This is a genomic window from Parabacteroides sp. PFB2-10, from assembly GCF_029893085.1.
Classification (GTDB): domain Bacteria; phylum Bacteroidota; class Bacteroidia; order Bacteroidales; family Tannerellaceae; genus QVMG01.
Window position 1 is genome coordinate 47,008 of the sequence record NZ_JARXWI010000013.1, and the last position, 16,062, is coordinate 63,069.

Below are 16,062 nucleotides of genomic sequence, written 5' to 3' on the forward strand. Positions count from 1 at the left end.
AACCGCTTTAGCGTTTAAACGCCCTGTCCATTTCGCGTTTATCGTCACGCTCTTTGATCGATTCGCGTTTGTCATACACCTTCTTTCCTTTCCCGATGGCGATGACGACTTTTGCCAATCCCTTTTCATTGATAAACATGCGGGTCGGAACAATGGTAAAGCCACTATTTGTTGTCGCGCCCTCCAATTTGCGTATCTCCTTGCGGTTCAATAACAGCTTTCGGTCGCGTCGTGCCGTATGATTATTGTAGGTGCCGTAAAAATACTCCGCGATATACATATTCTTGACCCACACTTCGCCCCTTTCCACTACGCAATAGGTATCCACCAGGCTACCTTTCCCCAGGCGAAGGGATTTGATCTCCGTTCCCGTCAGGACTATGCCTGCCGTAAACGATTCGAGCAACTCATAATCAAAAGTTGCCCGTTTATTTTTGATCTGTATGTTATTTGATATCTTTTCTTTCATTTTTTCGCTATTTCAAAAACGTAATCCGGGCATCAATAGCTTCAGAATAATCTCAATCACATTCGGCACAAGCAGAATCATACCCGTAACCACCGCTACAAACTTCACCTTCTCGTTCTCTTCAACCTGCATATAGGCGGGTGCCCCTTCCCAAACGATATAGAATGTATAAAGAACAAATATTTTCAAAAAGAAAAACTCCGGAACCAACATCAACAGAGCAGTAAGCGCAAACAGGAAGGAAGAGGAGTAACCTACAAAATACTGCCAGCGTTTCAGGTCTTTCTCGCGCTTAAACCATCCGCTACCTATCTCATTCAATAAATAGACCGTCAGGTGATATCCGCCGAAGAAAGCAACCAACGTGCGGATAGAGGCTTTCAAGGCCACCTCCACATCGAACTCTTTCCGGGTTACTAATATTCCCAAGAATGCAGCCACCGTAAGCAATCCCATCAAAGGATACACGAATCGTCCCAGAAAGTCTTCCTTTCCTTCTTCCTTATTGGCCAGTTCTTCCCAGGCTTTTCTGGGTTGCCAGGCGAGCGAAACGACCCATTTGAATATCTCTTTAAACATAATTTCGTCACACAATTGGTTCTACAAAAGTAGCGAATTAATCGATTTCCGATAACAGAACACCATACAAAGCGGTAGACGACCAACTCAAAACACTATCGCCATCTACCACCTGCACCCGGTTTGCATATTGAAACCGGAAAAATAACGAGTCTTTTCCTGCTTCCTGCTCTTTCAGGGCAGCTTCTTTGAGGAAAGAGCCCAGATTCAATGCATGTATCTCTGTTACAGTCGACTTCAGCGAGTCAACCCCTCCTTCACGAATGGCACGCAGACAGAACTCGTAATAGCGGCCTGTTTCTTCCGTTTCACGGAACACACTATCGCGGTTAAACGCCAGCGTAAAGGCTTCCGTTTGCCCTTCGCGGTGTTCTTTCTGGTCGATATGCACAAAAAAACGTCCTTTCAGAAGTTGTCCTTTATTCATATTCAAGGTCAGAAACTGCTCGTTTGCGGAAGGAACCGTATCGGGAAGCGCCTCTTCCGTCTCCTCCAACTGATGTTGTCTGACCGGTTCCAAGGTCGACATTTCTACGGTATAGACTCCTGACTTCGCAGGCTGACTGAAATCGGCTTTAAATTCGACTAAGAAACAATCCCCAGCCTGGCTTCCGTTTAGTTCCGGAAAAGATATCTGTCGGATATCCACTCCGTCTGAGGTAGACAGACTCAAAGAGGGTTCTGTTGTAACCACGCCATAGCGGAAATACCCCATACGGTCGCTCGACTCGCCCATACAAGACGTAAGGCAGAATAAAAGCAGTAGATAGAAGCTATTGAATAAGAAATTTCTCATGACGGATGCCTTTTAGCTGGGGCAAAGATAGTGAATGTTGAATGCAGAGCCAAGCTTGCTTGAGCTATGCTGAGGCGCATCCTATCTTCGCAGCATTTATATTGCAAATATACGAAAATAAACAAAAAGAGGCGTAACAATGCAGAAACTCTGCCATGTTACGCCTCCGATTATCGCTGAAATGGTTTATTCTTATTGCTGTGGTGCGTCAACTCTTAATCTGTAAGTAGTCACATTATCCCCCCAAACAGGAGCACCGGTCTCTTCATCAAAATCTTGCACATGTTTGAATTCAAGGGCAAAGATTGTTCTTCCTGCCGCATATTCTTTATCATTAATCCGCGTAAGATGGCCATAGGTATAAAAAGGACTGATATCGGCTAAATCCTTATCACTTCCTTCGCCTTCCGTTTCCATAACACCTCGTACATAGAAGGTATATACGTAAACCCCGTCTTTCATAACAGGTTCCGCAGAGGGATCATAGTATAAAGACCAGCTATTTTTCTGTTTTTCCTTTCCAACATATACAGGTGTCAGAAAAAGATAATCGCCAATAGCCGCAAAATATTGTGGCGATTCCACACCATAGGCTCCGTGTTTTAAGGCTATTTCACCCGGCAATGCTTCATCTAAATTAGAAACTACCGGATTAAAGTTTCCCTTGTCTAATTCAACCGGTTTCTGCAACAGGGTAACATAAGCAAATCCATTGGTTGCACTATTCGCATTATTCGGATCGGCTGTGTCATATTCGAAATTCAACCAAACACAATCGCCGTTCATCAGTGTGTCAAAATCCGTAGCATAAAGCGCTCCCCATCCGTAAACATGTGCAACATTCCTAAACATAGCGCCGTTATTTATCACACCAAATCCATACCCTTCTGTTACCGTGTTCGTATCCCCCAAACAAGAGGTAAGCAACATAACTACGGCAGCCATCATGGCCACTCCCAACATCTTAATCTTTTTCATTTCTTTTTTTACTGTTAATAAATTGTATGATTCATATTTGTTTTTTCATCTAAAATCCCAAACGGAAACCCAGCTGCACACTCAGATTAAATGGTTTTTCCGAATAGATGATCGGATTATCGCTCTTTTCGTCCATAAAGCTACTGCCATTATCGAAATGATAGCCGGCTCCCACTTCGCCATAGGCACTTAAGAAACGAAGAAGCGGATAGCTCACGCCGGCGCGCGCATTCACCGAAAGCAATGGTTCTTTCATTCGTGTGGATTTCTTACTATCGTCCCAGGTCACATTCTGTGAGTTTATATCACGCACCAGTTCACCCTTCTGAGTACCTGCCACGTTCAATTCCGCCAACACACCTGCCGAAGCATACACCATAAACCGATTCCATTCTGCAATCTTATAGGTAACCGACAGAGGAATACCGACCATGTGCAGCTGTTGTTTCACCTTCACCTGATAGCCTCCTTCCACCGGTGTCGTATTCCAGTTAGAAGAAAGATAAGAATAATTCAGACCGCTTTGCAATGCCCAGCGATCGTTCAGGTAATAGTTGATACCCAAGCCAAAAGAGACTGGTTTGTTGTGATGAATATCCGTTTTAGGCAGCGGCTTGTCTTCCGAGGCGGCATTCAATATAATCAGATCCTCGCTGCGCAGTCCCATGGTGCTTACCATGTAGTTCGGCACCGAATTGCTGGCTCCTACCGAGACACCACCCGCTCCCATGCCAAAGCCCCAACGGCGGGGTACTTTTTCTTTTTCCGCCGGGCGGGTCGCCGCATCGGCTAAAAGGACAGGAGCTTCCTGCTCCCTGTCGCCAGGAGATTTCGAAGCCACATCTTCACGCTGCTTATCCACTTCACTTGTGGCTTCCGAAACCTTCCGTTCATCATCACCGACATCTATAGTCTTCAACTCTTTATCCTCTTCACTTTTCCCAACCGGGAAAATCTCTCTCACTTTTCTTATTTCTTTCTTTCCGGCAGATTGATTGGCCAAAACCGGGCGAGTGGCCAGTTCCGGTTGAACCGCCTGATAAGTATCATCCACCACATCTACACCTTTCTCCATCCGTGTCTTGACCTCTTCTGTCCGGCGTTCTATTTCCTGAGCAATCTGCGGCGAAACATCTTCTGAGTCAATCATAAACAGACCGCCTATCGTAAGCAAGATAGCAATCGCCGCGGCCGCCACCCAGACTCCGGCTTTCCGATAGAAGGGAACAACCCTGCCAACTGGAAGTCTGCCTGCAATGGCATCCCAATCACTGTCTATCGTTTCGGCCTCAAAATCATATAATTTCGACCGGAACAGATCATCAATACTATCTCTTTCTTTATCGTTCATGTACATTATCCTCAAATAATTCATTAATCTTACGTTGTAGTATCTGTTTGGCACGAGTGTATTGCGAGCGCGAAGTACTTTCAGTTATACCGAGTGTTTCCCCGATCTCTTTATGCGAATAGCCCTCGATCGCAAATAAGTTGAATACCGTACGAAAACCCACCGGCAGCTCATGCACCAACTGCATCAATTCACCGGCTGTCATGGCTGATATCACCGTATTGTCGGCAGAGGCCAGCTCCGCCGTGTTATCGAGATCGGTTGATTCCCGCAATACATCTGATCGCCTCAGATATTCCAACGCATTATTAACAAAGATCTTTCGCATCCAACCTTCAAACGAGCCTGCACTGGCATAAGAGTCCAGACTGGTAAACACTTTTACGAAACCATCCTGAAGCAAATCGCGGGCGGTCTCCCTATCGCTTATATAGCGCAGGCAAACTCCCAACATCTTGCGGGAATATGTCTCGTAGAGCTCTTTTTGAGCCCGTCTGTTCCCCTTCCTACAACTCTCTATCAGTTGTTTCTCGTTCATTCAGTCGTGCCATCACTGCCTCCGCAGAGGCCATACAATTAGTATGATGTTTGTAAATACAGAAACGCTGCATGGCTTACAAAAATCGTCTGTCAAAAAAAACAAAAACGATTTTCGCTTTTGCAAAACAAAGGCAAAGATAAGGGCAAGCAGATAATAACAGTTCGTTTGATAAATATATTTAACGTATATCCACCTGCTATTTTCCGAAACAGTCCACTATCTTTTTTTCAAAAAAATAACGGAACACTAAAGAGTGGGGGTACTCTTTAAGTTCCGTTAGAGGGGGTGTATATAGTAAAGGGGGTTAGTGAAGCACCTTTTTAATATCAAACAAGTACATACTTCACTTTAAAAACTTCTATATAAAGAAAAATCCTCATGCAAATCACGAAAAGTCGGATTATAATAGCGAATCGTATGATACAGGCCTTTGCTACTTAATGTATTCAGAAGCTGCTTATGAGCCAACCCTTCATCGGTCGAATTAAATTGCTCAAAGTAAAGCAATTCACACCCGTCACTTTCCTGTAACACTTGGGAGAAGGTCTCTGCCGACCGAATACACAAAGGGTGGTCAGTCCCCTTTTCCCGGTCTATGTAGACCCAGCAATAACGATTCTCGCATTTCATGATTAAAGAATTTATCCAGTTGAACACAGAGCAAAGATGAAAAGAAAAGCATCAACGCATGTTGCAAATTAGAAAAAACTTGTTTCAATTTCAAAAAAAGCACATCTGTTTGTGTCTTTTTACATCAATTTTAAACGGACTTTTGTCTAATCTATTACAAAACAGTCGATTTACGCTGATTGCATTCTTCCCTTCCGGAATACAACAGTTATGTGAAACAGGTTCGATATACAAGAGATGGCACCCTATACCTAAAAAAATCTCATGTTTTTTTGAGCCTTGAGAATTCTTTCTCACGATTTTTTCGACCCTGAGAAAAAGTTCTCCCCCGCGTGAGAAAAAATTCTCTGGGGCTAAAAATTTGTGAGAATAATGAAACTTCATTTTGTTGATTGGAATAAGAAGAAAAAGGAACGTCCTGTCCAAATAAGAAATGCCGGGCTGTTTGTAGGCAAAAATAGCTATCTTTGCTCCTATATTCTATTGTAGTGGATATTTTCCTGATGAAAATTATTAAAGACACGAAAGAATTACAAGGTATCGAACTGGCTGTTACGGCCGGTTTCTTCGATGGCGTACACAGAGGGCATCGCTTCCTGATCGAACGTTTACAAACCATGGCGTCACAAAGGGGTCTTCCCACGGCGGTCATCACCTTTCCACAGCATCCGCGTAAGGTACTTCAGGCGGATTATCAGCCGAAACTTCTGAATTCCTTTCCGGAAAAACTGCAACACCTTGAAGAAACAGGGATCGACTATTGCATCCTGCTTGACTTTACACCGAAATTATCGCGGTTGACAGCCAAAGAGTTTATCCGTACGATCCTGGCCGATCAGCTGCATACCAAGCTATTGCTTGTCGGCTACGACCATCGCTTCGGGCATAACCGGGCAGAGGGGCTAACGGAATATATGGCTTACGGGAAGGATTGCGATATAGAAGTCTTGCCGGGTGAAGAGCTCGAAGCGGGAACATCCGCTGTCAGTTCTTCGGAGATACGACGGCAACTCCTTTCAGGCCATGTAGAAACGGCTGCCCGCTTGCTCACCTATCCCTACCAGATCAAGGGGCATATCGTCGGCGGTCACCAGGTAGGGCGCAAACTGGGTTTCCCTACGGCCAACATCCGGGTGGATGAACCCTTCAAAGTGATCCCGGCGATCGGCGTCTATGCCGTCAGCGTGTATATACAAGACAATGTCTATGCCGGCATGTTGTATATCGGCAGTCGCCCTACGCTCAACAATGGAGAGGATATTACGCTTGAGGTCAACATTTTCGACTTCAATGAAGATATTTACAATAACGAGATTAGCGTTTCGTTTATTCATTATGTGCGAGGAGACATCCGGTTCGATTCTCTGGAAGCCCTGAAAGATCAATTGGAGAAAGACCGTCAGACGGTAAAAGCACTGATGCAGGGTTGACCGGATAGTTTCACGAAAAACACCATACAATGGAACATTACTACGAAGCAATCGATATACTGAAAGGCATGATCCGCATACCTTCCTTTAGCCGGGAAGAGGAGGCGGTGGCTAATTTTCTGCAGGAAACCTGGCAGAAAGCAGGGCATAATGTTCACCGGAAGGGAAATAACCTTTGGCTGATTGCACCCGGATTCGACTTTTCCAAGCCGACCATCCTGTTGAATTCCCATATCGATACCGTAAAACCGGTTGCCGGATGGACAAAAGACCCCTTTGTTCCTACGGAAGAGGAGGGCGTGATCTACGGTCTGGGCAGCAACGATGCCGCTGCCAGTGTCGTGTCTCTGTATGAAACATTTGTCGTTATCAGCCGGAAACAACAAGCCTATAACCTGATATTTCTAGCCTCTTGCGAAGAAGAGGTATCCGGAAAGCAAGGCATCGAATCGGTATTACCTGACCTGCCCCGTATCGATTTCGCCCTTGTCGGCGAACCAACGGGTATGCATCCGGCCATCGCTGAAAAGGGATTGATGGTATTGGACTGCACCGCCATAGGCAAATCGGGCCATGCCGCCCGCAACGAAGGCATAAACGCCATTACATTAGCCTTGAAAGATATCGAATGGTTCAACTCTTATCAGTTCCCAAAGCAGAGCGAACTCCTGGGACCTGTAAAGATGACCGTAACCATGATACAGGCGGGCACGCAACACAATGTCATACCGGATCGCTGTGAGTTTACGGTAGATATCCGCACCAACGAGTATTATCCGAACAAGGAGCTCTTCGAATTGATCGCAAAAGCGGTTGATTGCGAAGTAAAAGCGCGTAGTTTCCGACTCAATTCCAGTTCGATTTCTCCGGATCACCCTTTTGTTGCCAGGGCGGTTATGATGGGAAAAACACCTTTCGGTTCCCCTACCCTGAGCGATCAGGCGTTGATGTCGTTTCCTTCCGTCAAGATCGGTCCGGGCGATTCCGCTCGTTCCCACTCGGCCGATGAATACATCGAAGAGATAGAAATCAGGGAAGCTATCGATACATACGTGCGATTACTGGATGGATTACATCTTTCTCATGGCGATAAATGAAAGGATTAATCAACGATACAAGCAACCAGACACAGGTTTTCTGGATCGGTCTCGGTAAACTGAGTTCATTTGCGCTTGCCTTTGTCAGTGCCGCCATCCTGTCGCGCTACCTGAATAAAGAAGATTACGGCACCTACAAGCAGGTGATGTATATCTATTCCGCTTTTGTTCTTATCTTCACCGTCGGGCTTCCGGAAACGCTTACCTATTTTCTTCCCAAGCTAACCAAAAGCGAAGGGAAACATTTAGTCAACCGGTTTGAGTTGACATTCGTACTCCTGGGGCTTATTTTCTCCGCTTTTATCTATTTCTCTTCAGGTATTGTAGCAGACATACTCAACAACCCCGCCTTGGAAAAGGCATTGCGCATCTATGCTCCTGTTCCGCTACTGCTTATGCCGACCTTCTCTATCGAGAGCGTTTACCTGCGGGAACAGAAAACCCACTACCTGGCCATGTACACGGTCTTTTCCCGTATCGTGGTATTACTTAGCATCATACTGCCGGTTATCCTCTACAAGGCCGACTGCGAAACGGCCTTGCGTGGATTGGTTCTCTCCTCTTTCCTGATGCTTCTGGCTGCTCTTTTTCTTATCTACCGTCCATACAGAGGCTACCGTGCGGAGCCTTCATCGCTTCACCTCCGGGATATAGCCGCCTATGCTATTCCGCTTATGGGCGCCGACTTATGCATTATGCTCTCCGGTTCGGCCGATCAATTCTTTGTAAGCCGCTACTTCGGTGAGGTCACCTTCGCGGAATTTGCCAATGGGTATATGCCATTTCCACTGGCTCCTATGATCACTGGCTCGGTAATGGCGGTGTTGATCCCGTTGTTCTCCCGCGCCAATACGCCACAACTGTTCGGGGAAGCGATCGGTTCGTGGCAAAAGGCAATTCTGAAAACAAGCCTGATCCTATATCCTTTATTAATATACAGCCTTTTCTTTGCGACGGAAATCATTGTTTTCATTTACGGAAAGGAATACAATGTTTCGGCCATCTATTTCCAGATAGCCCTGATAAGCAATTTTGTCAATATATATCCCTTCCTACCTATTATCTTAGCGCTGAAAAAGATGAAGATATATGTCGGTTTTTACCTGATATCAGCTATTTCTATCTGGTTGACGGAAGCCGTCACCATCGTTCTCTTTCCGTCGCCCGTCGTTATAGCCTGTGTGTCGGCTGCAAACTCTATCTTGCTATACGTCGCCTTTTATAGCTATATCAGATACAGGCTTCACATCCATGTGTTTACAAAAAAAACGGTTTTATCGCTATCAAAAATAATCGGTCACGCCATCCTGATCATCCTGCCCGTCAGGTTGTTGCTATTCCCCCATATCGAAACATTGCCTTTATTATTGAACCAGACGATCGCATTCGGCCTGTTCTTTCTGGCAATTCTTCTTACCGGGAGATGGCTGGGGCTCGATTACAAAAGCATTATATGGCCTATATTTCAATCACTATTAAAGAAAAAAGAATGATACATATAGATCTTTACAGAAAAAATTGGATCACCCAAGGCGCGGTGTCAACCATCGGCTGGGCCGAATGGATGGGGAAAAGCTACACCGGAGAAGCGTTTAATCAATTGATCCTATCCAGTATCCGCCAAAAAGAATACACCCTTAGCCAATTGGCCTCCGGATTGAATGGAAACTATGCCATTGTCATACATTCAAAGACCTCGGCATTCCTCATCTCCGACCATATCCGCTCCTACCCTCTTCTCTACTTGAAAGAAAAAGGAGATATCTATATTACGGACAATCTATTGGCTTCTTTTGAAAAATATGACTTGACCCCTACTGTTGATATCCGCAAAGCCGAAGTGTTTCTGACAGCAGGAATGACATTGGAAGACTCGACCATTTACGAAGATATATATGCCCTTCAGGCCGCTGAGATAGTTCGAATAAACGATCAGGAGACAGAGAAGAAGCGCTATTTCACCTATTCTTCGAATTTTGATCCGAAAAGAAAACTATCTGTCACAGAAGAGGTGGAAAAGCAAAACGAACTCTTCACCCGCCTGTTTCGCCGTATGCAGGAAAGTGCTCCGGATGTACGCAACTGGATCGTTCCGTTGAGCGGCGGACATGACTCCCGGATGGTGATCAATCAAATGCATAAACTGGGTGTCAAAAACCTGATTTGTTATTCCTATGGTTCGCCCGGCAATAAACAATCCCGCTTGAGTCAGCAAATTGCCGACGCATTGGGTTATGCCTGGCACTTTGTGGAATATACACCGGAGAAATGGCAAGAGCTACGCGAAAGTCCTGATTTCGATCGTTACTTCGACTTCGCGTTCAATGGTGTGAGCGATCCGCATATTCAAGACCTATTGGCTGTATCCGAATTGAATAAGCAAGGCATTCTGCAACCGGGCGACATCTTTATACCCGGCCATACGTTTGATTTCCTCACCGGAGCCTATTGCTTCGACGGGATAGAGAAACTGCGATCCAAACAGCAGGTCTACAACTACCTCGCCCCCTACTTCAATCAATGGGAATCAACGAAGAGAGGCGCCACAGTCTTTGAGGAGTTATCGGCTATGATCGAACATTTTCAGCAGTCGCCACGCAACTTTCCCGAATATTTTCACTGGCAGGAACGCCATGCCAAATTCATACAAAACAGTGTGCGGGTTTATGAATATTTCGGGTTCGACTGGCGTACGCCACTTTGGGACAAAGAATTGATGGCGTATTGGCAACAGATTCCGGTCAAAGAGAAGAAATATCGGCGCTTCCTTTATGCCTGTGAGAAAAACGGATTGTATGAAGAACCGCTTCGTTCGATTCCCTTCGACATGAGAATGAGGCCGGCAAGCACAAAAACAAAATTAATAGCTGCGCTGCCCGATTCCTGGAGGCGCAAACTAACCTATCACGTACGAAAAGAGACACCTCGTTCGGATGATGCCCTCTATATGGTGTATGCCGCCGGTTCGCCCCGTTTCCCGGAACAGATGCCATACGACAAGCTGCCCAACAGGCTACGTCGTTACCTGAAACCTTATGTAAAACGTCCCCTGCATTGGTTTCCGGACAACGACAATAATACCTTATACGCCATCCGAAAGGTTCGATTTTGAAGCTGTTTTGAATTTTATGGGAGCTTCTTAATCTGTTTGTACAGAGTCAGGAAGCAATTCCGGAACAGAGTCTTTTTTCACCCATAGCGTGACCAAAGGCAAAGGCAATGCCTCCTTTCTCCGGTGGTAGGTGGCCGAATCGCTTGCCACGACTAAACGTTCCGTTCGGGATGTAGCATAGCTTTGCATCTTTTTCTTTTGTTCCCGAGAGGGATTTTCGTTGTAATTCTTCAGATTCTTCGCCGTCAGGGAGTTTTTATAGAACTGGCGGTATGTTTTGCTGAAGAGCATATTCAACGGATGCACAAAATCAGTCTGAAAAACACCTGCAGGTCCCTCAAACGTAGTACCTCCCATCGGAAGCTCCAAAATCGGAGGGGTTGGTGGATTAAAGAAACGGATAAAAAGAGCCGGAGGCAGATCCGTCCAGTCGAATTCACGGGGCACAGCCGAATCAATCGACTGGAAGTATTCTTCAAAATCAATCAATAAGGGCAACTCCCGCGCCGCTTCCATCATGGGTGTGACCGGCTTGTTCCCAGGGTTAATCAATAACCCCTTCTGAATAGCATCCATGGTTTCCGGATTCAACCGCAAGGTATCTTTCCCGCTCAATACATTTTTCAACCACAGGGAATCTGTCAGCGTCCATTGTGCCCATAGGTTCCCTACCGTAAGAAAACCAAAGACTAAGAAAAAAAGTAATCGTCTGTTCATCTGCACGTGTATCTGCTGCAAAAATAAAACAGTTTTTGACGTAAGCCACTATATTTTAATTAATTTACCTTTACGATAAGTATTCTTAAGGGTTTTTAGCCGATAGAAGCCAACCCGAAAAGGCTAACGCGTATTAATGTAAACAAATGTTAATTCACCCATTTTCACCAAATACCCCAACTTACGATTTGAAATTTTCGCGGGACTTTGCGCGCAAAAAAGCGGGACTTCGGAGACAAAGTCCCGGGAGAAACACTTTTTAACGTATGGAATTGTAAGCAAAACGGCCGTTTTGCTTACAATCAATATTTTAACAATCGGAAATCGCTTAGCCGTAGGCGCAGAGCAAATAACATTCGCTTCCCGAAGGATCAGAAGCAATTGGATTTTTGGGGTCTGGAACTTACATCACCCTATGGGTTATTTGTCGCTTATTCTAACTTTTTTCCCGGAGGAGATGGTTATTGTGAAATCATATCTGTTCGATTTGCTGTCAGGTCGGTCGATTCAATAATTCCGGATGGTCGCATAGACACCATACGACTCCTTATCTATATCAAAGAAGGGACGAAGCGGGTATGTGTTTCCGTCGTTCACTAAGCGGAAGCGTGCCTGTTCCTCGTCCGTAACAGAGAGATTTGTCAACAGCTCTTCCGCCCTGTTTCCTTTCAAGACAACCTCTTTGTTGCTCTCGAAAGCCAAAAGCATTGGGCCGTAATAGATGGCAAATACCTTCGGGGTGTCGGGCATGGCCTTCAGGTGGAAGTCATAATGGAATACAAGCGTTACCTCATCTTTGTCGCGCCAAGTCCGGTTTAATTCGAGGTAAGAGGCGGGCGATGTGTTGACCGCTTGTTTCTCTTTGTTGACATACACTTCTACCTCATTCGCCCAGGAGGGGATGAATAGTTTCAGGGTGAATGTCGATTTCTGTTTGGTTGAAACCGTAAAACGAACAGCTTTGTCTTTCGGAAAATGGCTATCCTGCGCCAATCGCACTTTCTTTTCTTTCCAATTCACTTCGGAAGGGGTATAGAGATTCACCCAAAGTGCCGAATCATCATGATAATAAATGCCGGAATTAAGTTGCGAAAAAGCCTCGACAGACGAGCCACTACAACAGAAGAAATCATTCTCTTTCAGGTATTTCTTATTACGTGGCGAACCCAAAGGCAGATGATACACATAAGAACCGCTATGATCACTTTGCGTCGGAAGCACGGCATTGTAGAACATATTCATATAGACATCCGCATAAGCCGGGTCGGCTGTCCACGAAAAGAGATACGAGGTCAGCTTTTGCGTATTATGCGACACGCAGCTCTCGGCAATCTCCTTGCTTAAGGTATTGCAAAGATGATCGGGTTCGCCCCAATGTTCCGCCGTGACAGAGGTCGGGGTGGTCGCAATCGGCCGCGGACCACTACTCGAACCATTCGCATAGGCATGCCGGTGAATAAGCATATCCCAGAAATGAATAACAGCGTTATGGTATTTTTCTTCTTGGGTGATGGAATAGCGTTCGGCAAAACCATTGACAAGCACCAAGTGGGTGTTGGCATGAAGTCCCGACAAAATATCTTCATTCCGGGACAATGGCGTGAGAAACCACTCCGGATCGAACAGCTCAGCTAACGCCAGATATTTCGGATCGCCGGACAGTTTGTACAACTTATACAACAGTTCATTCATGGCGCCCATCTCATTCTGCGGATTGGCAACAGCCGTGTACATCATTTTCCGGATCGTTTCTTCATCTAATTTGGACATACGATTATCGGCATAGGAGGCCATACCAAGCAAGATATCATACGCTTTTTTATTGCCCGTCCGGGTGTAAACGTCCAATAAACCCTGCATAATCTTCTGGTAGGTGTAATAAGGCGCCCAGACTCCTGTGAACTTCTCCTCCAACAGCTCGAAGCTCTTCGCAGGGAAAGCGCTTAAATAACCTCCTCCCAGGGCTTGTTGGCATCGGTACAATTCATCGATCAGGTATGTCAGGCGTTCATTTAGTTGCGGATCCTGGTATTTCTCCACTAAGGTGGACACAGCAGAGAGATAATGCCCCACGAAATGTCCTCTCAAGCCAATACCCGGAGATTCCCAACCATCTAAAGGCGTAGCCTCCGAGGGCAGACCGGCTGTCACCCGGAAGTTATGCAACAATCTGTCGGGATCCAATGATTTCAGGTAGGCCGTGTTAAGCTCTTCCCGGTCTTTTACCCAGGAAGGCTTTAACACAACCTCTTGCTGGCTAAAGGAGGAAACCTTTTCTACCGGCTGCTTGTATGTCGGATTCTGCGCAAATGAATAAAAACAGACAAACGATATGATGCCTGTAATAATAGTTTTTCGCATATAATTCTTTTATTAAAAATCCTTCTCCTGTGTTCTTACGAACCATGCTTCATCACTTCGTTGACTGCTTCGGATGCCAGATGCTGGCCAACCGGCTTATCGAAAGTAATCTTGAAGGAATAGGCATATGCACAAGGTTTGTTCTTCGGAAAAGAGAGCTTCAGCCCTTTATCGGTCTGTTCCCAGGCGATCTTCTCTTCGGATCCCAACAGTGTGACTTGCTGTATCTTCGCATCCGCGATAGCCTCCTTATCTAAAGAGGTGACAAATACGCCTTTCTCATCCCAGTTCAACACAATGGCATAGAAATCATTGCCTTTGGTTGTGAAACGAATATCGCGTGTGCTGTAGGGCGTGGCCGTATTATCCGTAAAAGAGCCTTTTGTCGGTTCAGCATCTCCTTCGCCAAATTTCTTCCAGCAACGCGTACTGTAGATAGCCTCTCCGTTTACCTCCAGCCATTTTCCGATCGAGAGCAATACCGCTTTCTGTTCGTCCGTAATGGTTCCGTCGGCACGAGGGCCGATATTCAACAACAGATTCCCGTTTTTACTGACGATATCAATCAAATCATGCACGATCTGTTCCGGGGTTTTATTCTCTTCACCATCGATATACGACCAGGATCTCTTTCCCACCGAGGTGTCGGTTTGCCAGGGAAACTGCATCATCTTACCTGACTTGCCGCGCTCCACGTCCCATACATGTATATGGGTCGGATAGCCTTGCTTGGTATTTACCGCCACTTGGTCGCCCCAATCCAGGGCATTGTTGTAATAATAGGCCAAAAACTTATTGAAATAGGGCATCAGCACCGGGTTATTCACTGTCCAGTCGAACCAGATCAGCTTGGGTTCGTACTTATTGATCAACTCATACGTGTGGGTAAGCCATTCACGGGCAAGCTCTTCTGTATACTTTTCGGTTTCATAGCGGCGACCGTAGAGCGAGATACTCATATCCTGCACATCTGACGGAAACTGCATGCCGCCATTGAAGAACCAGGCATTCTCCGCCCTGTGGGTAGACAGACCGAAGACAAGTCCCTCTTTTTCGACAGCCGTCTTCAATAAACCCACAATATCTTTCTTCGGTCCCATTTTCACGGAGTTCCACTCATTGAGATCACTATCGTACATGGAGAATCCATCGTGGTGCTCGGCTACGGGCACAACATATTTAGCACCGGATCTTTTAAACAGATCAGCCCATTCGTCGGCATCAAACTTCTCCGCCTTAAACATCGGAACAAAATCTTTATACCCGAACTCCGTGTGAGCGCCCCAAGTCTTTATGTGGTGTTTATACTCCCGGCTATCCTGCAGATACATAGTCCGGGCATACCATTCACTGCCGTAAGCCGGCACGGCATACACACCCCAATGGATGAAGATACCAAACTTCGCATCGACAAACCATTCGGGGAATTGATAATTCTCCGCCAGGTTATCCCAATTGGGCTGAAACACTTCCGTGCCTTTAGGCGAAGCGACGGAATCAATGTTGTAAGAGACTTTTTTCTCCGGTTGGCAAGCCACAAGACAAACCGGCACTAACAACGCTGTTAAAAGTTTTTTCATTTCTAATCTAAGTTTTAAAGTATAACTGTTTTGACTACTCATACAGATGGAAAATCCGATCCATCTGCTTCCATTTTTCCGAGGAACTCGCCTTGGGATCAGCCACCTGAAAGATCGACATATACTCTTCCCATTCGGCTTGACGGGGAAGGGTTGCCAGCTTTTGGAAGGCCGTCTCCCATTCAAAGTCCAAAGGGGTCTCGACGATCATAAACAACCGTGTTCCCAACAGGTAGATCTCCATTTCCAAAATACCGACCGACTGGATGCCTTCTTTGATCTCCGGCCAATGACAAGCTTCGCTATGTCGTTTCACATACTCCTGTATTAATGCAGGATCCTCTTTCAGATCCAATGTCTGGCAGTAACGTTTTGTCGGAACGGAATAGATCTTTTGCGGATATCCTTCTTCTTTTTTCAT

The 16,062-nt window shown here is 45.8% G+C and carries 15 protein-coding genes; 4 read left to right on the plus strand and 11 right to left on the minus strand.

Translation table 11 applies throughout. The annotated features are described in order from the left end of the window. Positions 1-7: 7 nt before the first annotated feature. From smpB to M2137_RS11455, 7 genes are all read right to left on the minus strand, one after another. The gene (smpB, locus tag M2137_RS11425; RefSeq protein ID WP_280751041.1) at positions 8-469 is read right to left on the minus strand and encodes an SsrA-binding protein SmpB; all 462 of its coding nucleotides are present in this window, start codon (positions 467-469) and stop codon (positions 8-10) included. A gap of 12 nt (positions 470-481) precedes the next feature. Next, positions 482-1,048, minus strand: a complete 567-nt coding sequence (locus M2137_RS11430) for a Yip1 family protein (RefSeq protein ID WP_280766573.1) — start codon at positions 1,046-1,048, stop codon at positions 482-484. A gap of 37 nt (positions 1,049-1,085) precedes the next feature. Continuing rightward, positions 1,086-1,844 carry a hypothetical protein gene (locus tag M2137_RS11435; protein WP_280766574.1) on the minus strand — a complete coding sequence of 253 codons (759 nt, stop codon included), beginning with the start codon at positions 1,842-1,844 and terminating at the stop codon, positions 1,086-1,088. 192 nt (positions 1,845-2,036) lie between these two features. Continuing rightward, complete coding sequence (locus tag M2137_RS11440) at positions 2,037-2,822, minus strand: hypothetical protein (protein ID WP_280766575.1); 786 nt, start codon at positions 2,820-2,822, stop codon at positions 2,037-2,039. A 49-nt stretch (positions 2,823-2,871) separates the two neighbouring features. Further along, positions 2,872-4,173 (minus strand): porin family protein, encoded by a 1,302-nt coding sequence (locus M2137_RS11445; RefSeq protein WP_280766576.1) that lies wholly within the window; start codon positions 4,171-4,173, stop codon positions 2,872-2,874. Next, complete coding sequence (locus M2137_RS11450) at positions 4,163-4,711, minus strand: sigma-70 family RNA polymerase sigma factor (protein WP_280766577.1); 549 nt, start codon at positions 4,709-4,711, stop codon at positions 4,163-4,165. Before M2137_RS11450 ends, M2137_RS11445 begins: the two co-directional genes overlap by 11 nt. 351 nt (positions 4,712-5,062) lie before the next feature. Further along, positions 5,063-5,344 carry a hypothetical protein gene (locus M2137_RS11455; RefSeq protein ID WP_280766578.1) on the minus strand — a complete coding sequence of 94 codons (282 nt, stop codon included), beginning with the start codon at positions 5,342-5,344 and terminating at the stop codon, positions 5,063-5,065. A gap of 503 nt (positions 5,345-5,847) precedes the next feature. Here M2137_RS11455 and ribF point away from each other — a divergent pair. From ribF to M2137_RS11475, 4 genes are read left to right on the plus strand one after another with little or no spacing between them, the layout of a single operon-like run. After that, entirely contained in the window at positions 5,848-6,774 is a 927-nt protein-coding gene (gene ribF / locus M2137_RS11460; protein ID WP_280766579.1) for a riboflavin biosynthesis protein RibF, read from the plus strand. 29 nt (positions 6,775-6,803) lie between these two features. Further along, on the plus strand, positions 6,804-7,871 hold the full coding sequence (locus tag M2137_RS11465) for a M20 family metallo-hydrolase (RefSeq protein ID WP_280766580.1): 1,068 nt from the start codon (positions 6,804-6,806) through the stop codon (positions 7,869-7,871). Further along, on the plus strand, positions 7,868-9,364 hold the full coding sequence (locus M2137_RS11470; RefSeq protein WP_280766581.1) for an oligosaccharide flippase family protein: 1,497 nt from the start codon (positions 7,868-7,870) through the stop codon (positions 9,362-9,364). The genes M2137_RS11465 and M2137_RS11470 overlap by 4 nt, the downstream gene beginning before the upstream one ends. Further along, entirely contained in the window at positions 9,361-10,983 is a 1,623-nt protein-coding gene (locus M2137_RS11475; protein ID WP_280766582.1) for an asparagine synthetase B family protein, read from the plus strand. Before M2137_RS11470 ends, M2137_RS11475 begins: the two co-directional genes overlap by 4 nt. 27 nt (positions 10,984-11,010) lie before the next feature. Here M2137_RS11475 and M2137_RS11480 read toward each other — a convergent pair whose 3' ends face one another. The 4 genes from M2137_RS11480 to M2137_RS11495 form a co-directional block, all read right to left on the minus strand. Then, the gene (locus tag M2137_RS11480; protein ID WP_280766583.1) at positions 11,011-11,700 is read right to left on the minus strand and encodes a hypothetical protein; all 690 of its coding nucleotides are present in this window, start codon (positions 11,698-11,700) and stop codon (positions 11,011-11,013) included. Positions 11,701-12,207: 507 nt separating this feature from the next. Then, positions 12,208-14,061 carry a beta-L-arabinofuranosidase domain-containing protein gene (locus M2137_RS11485; RefSeq protein ID WP_280766584.1) on the minus strand — a complete coding sequence of 618 codons (1,854 nt, stop codon included), beginning with the start codon at positions 14,059-14,061 and terminating at the stop codon, positions 12,208-12,210. Between the two features lie 35 nt (positions 14,062-14,096). After that, on the minus strand, positions 14,097-15,641 hold the full coding sequence (locus M2137_RS11490; protein WP_280766585.1) for an alpha-L-fucosidase: 1,545 nt from the start codon (positions 15,639-15,641) through the stop codon (positions 14,097-14,099). A gap of 34 nt (positions 15,642-15,675) precedes the next feature. Beyond that, on the minus strand, positions 15,676-16,062 hold the full coding sequence (locus M2137_RS11495) for an L-rhamnose mutarotase (protein ID WP_280766586.1): 387 nt from the start codon (positions 16,060-16,062) through the stop codon (positions 15,676-15,678).

Coding starts and splice junctions, on each gene's coding strand:
- M2137_RS11485 (WP_280766584.1), bottom strand. CDS start 14,061: ATGCGAAAAACTATTATTACAGGCATCATATCGTTTGTCTGTTTTTAT.
- ribF (WP_280766579.1), top strand. CDS start 5,848: ATGAAAATTATTAAAGACACGAAAGAATTACAAGGTATCGAACTGGCT.
- M2137_RS11490 (WP_280766585.1), bottom strand. CDS start 15,641: ATGAAAAAACTTTTAACAGCGTTGTTAGTGCCGGTTTGTCTTGTGGCT.
- M2137_RS11470 (WP_280766581.1), top strand. CDS start 7,868: ATGAAAGGATTAATCAACGATACAAGCAACCAGACACAGGTTTTCTGG.
- M2137_RS11455 (WP_280766578.1), bottom strand. CDS start 5,344: ATGAAATGCGAGAATCGTTATTGCTGGGTCTACATAGACCGGGAAAAG.
- M2137_RS11465 (WP_280766580.1), top strand. CDS start 6,804: ATGGAACATTACTACGAAGCAATCGATATACTGAAAGGCATGATCCGC.
- M2137_RS11445 (WP_280766576.1), bottom strand. CDS start 4,173: ATGAACGATAAAGAAAGAGATAGTATTGATGATCTGTTCCGGTCGAAA.
- M2137_RS11475 (WP_280766582.1), top strand. CDS start 9,361: ATGATACATATAGATCTTTACAGAAAAAATTGGATCACCCAAGGCGCG.
- M2137_RS11440 (WP_280766575.1), bottom strand. CDS start 2,822: ATGAAAAAGATTAAGATGTTGGGAGTGGCCATGATGGCTGCCGTAGTT.
- smpB (WP_280751041.1), bottom strand. CDS start 469: ATGAAAGAAAAGATATCAAATAACATACAGATCAAAAATAAACGGGCA.
- M2137_RS11430 (WP_280766573.1), bottom strand. CDS start 1,048: ATGTTTAAAGAGATATTCAAATGGGTCGTTTCGCTCGCCTGGCAACCC.
- M2137_RS11480 (WP_280766583.1), bottom strand. CDS start 11,700: ATGAACAGACGATTACTTTTTTTCTTAGTCTTTGGTTTTCTTACGGTA.
- M2137_RS11450 (WP_280766577.1), bottom strand. CDS start 4,711: ATGAACGAGAAACAACTGATAGAGAGTTGTAGGAAGGGGAACAGACGG.
- M2137_RS11435 (WP_280766574.1), bottom strand. CDS start 1,844: ATGAGAAATTTCTTATTCAATAGCTTCTATCTACTGCTTTTATTCTGC.
- M2137_RS11495 (WP_280766586.1), bottom strand. CDS start 16,062: ATGAAAAAAGAAGAAGGATATCCGCAAAAGATCTATTCCGTTCCGACA.